The 1699-nt window shown below is 67.3% G+C and carries 1 protein-coding gene; it reads right to left on the bottom strand.

What is annotated here, in order from left to right:
• Positions 1-15: 15 nt before the first annotated feature.
• Positions 16-1644 (bottom strand): ISAzo13 family transposase, encoded by a 1629-nt coding sequence (locus ACWIHY_RS40275; protein ID WP_454381725.1) that lies wholly within the window; start codon positions 1642-1644, stop codon positions 16-18.
• Positions 1645-1699 lie beyond the last annotated feature (55 nt).

Genomic DNA, 1699 nt, shown 5'->3' on the forward strand with positions numbered 1-1699 from the left:
AGGGCTTGCAGATCATTAACACGTCGTCTTGATCTTCTTGTGGGGCTCGTCGGATTGGCTGAGGACCCGGGCATGGAGGGCCGCAAGAACGACGCGGGGCGTCGTCGCGGGTGGGATGACGATGCCGTGCGCTTCGAGCAGTTTCCTGTTCTTCAACAGGGTGCGGTGCATCGCGGTCCGGCTGCTGCCGAACAGTACGGCGAGAGGTTCGGCGGCCAGGGCGACCCGCAGATGGAGCACGGTGGCCAGGACCTGTTCGGGGAAAGCAAGCCGGGGTGGACGACCACGCTGAGTATCGCCGTCGGGGGTCAAAGTCCGTGTGAGGGCGTCCAGTTTTTGCCGGGACATGCCGGTCAGTGCGGGATCGGACAGCAGTGCCTGGTCCCACCGCGGGGCCGGCTCCTGTGGAGCCCGGGGCGCCGGGACAGCAGGGCAGGGCTGTGGGTGCAGGGCATAGTTCCATTCGCCATGGAATGCGTGCCGGGTCAGTGGCAGAGCGGCCATCTCGGCGTCACCGATACGAACACCGGTGGGATAGGTGTTGGTGTCGAGTGCGGCGCTCACGCTCAGCCCGGTGCGGGTGGTGGTCGCGGCGATGGACTGGACGATGACTTCGTGGCTGGTCAGCGGGCGGCCCCGCCAGTTCATGGTGATGTGCGAGAACAGCCGGTGCTCGATCTTGTTCCACTTCGATGTGCTCGGGGGCAGATGACACACCGTGATCATCAACCCCGTTTCGGCCGCGAGCCGGGCCAGTTCGAGTTTCCAGGCCCGGGTGCGATAACCATTGGAGCCGCCGGCGTCGGCGGTGATCAGCAGCCGTGCCGCCTGCGGGTAGGCAGCGTGGCCCTGGCCGTGCCACCAGCGGCGGATCGACTCCACGGCGAACGCGGCGGTGTCGTGATCGGTGCCGACGTTGACCCAGCCGGTATTGGTCGCGACGTCGTAGATCCCGTAGGGGACGGCCTTGCCCAGGTGCGGGTCGGCGAAGTCATGCACATTGACCGGCACCGGCTCACCTGTCGGCCGCCACTGGCAGCCGTTGTTCTTGAACTCGCCGACGAGCTCCTTCTTCTTGGTGTCCACGCTGATCACCGGCTGGCCGGCGTCCCGGTGCTCGCGGGCCTGCTCGTTGAGATAGCGGAACTGGGCGTCGCGGTCCGGGTGCTGGCTGCCCTCGATCGTCTTGGCGTTGGCCTGCAGGCTGAAGCCTTCCTCCCGCAGCAGGCCGGCGACGGTGTCGGCACTGACGCGGTGCCCGGCCCGGGTCAGCTCCTGCGCCAGCGTGCGGGTGGACTTCACCGTCCACCGCAGCGGCGACATCGGGTCACCCCGTACATCCGGCTCAACCAGCGCCAACAGCGCAGGCCGCAGCCCCCGATCCAGATCCGCGACCCGTTTGCGGCCCCCGCCCGGACGACGCACCCGCCCCAGCGGCTCCTCACCTGCCTCAAGTTCGAACACGCCTTTGCGGACCGTCGTCTCGCTGACCGCAGCCGCCTGTGCCACGGCCCGGACACCGCCGTGTCCCAGCGCCCGGGCCTCCGCAGCCATCAACAGCCGTCGCTGCCGCTCGTCCAGGTGCGGTAGCAACACCGCGAACTTCACAGCGAGTTGGTTACAAGTCTCGTCCGGAATGCTCATACCACACCAACGAGCTTCAGGACGGGAAGCAACACCTTGATTCCCTGCAAGCCCT

The organism is Streptomyces sp. NPDC055287 (genome assembly GCF_053646035.1).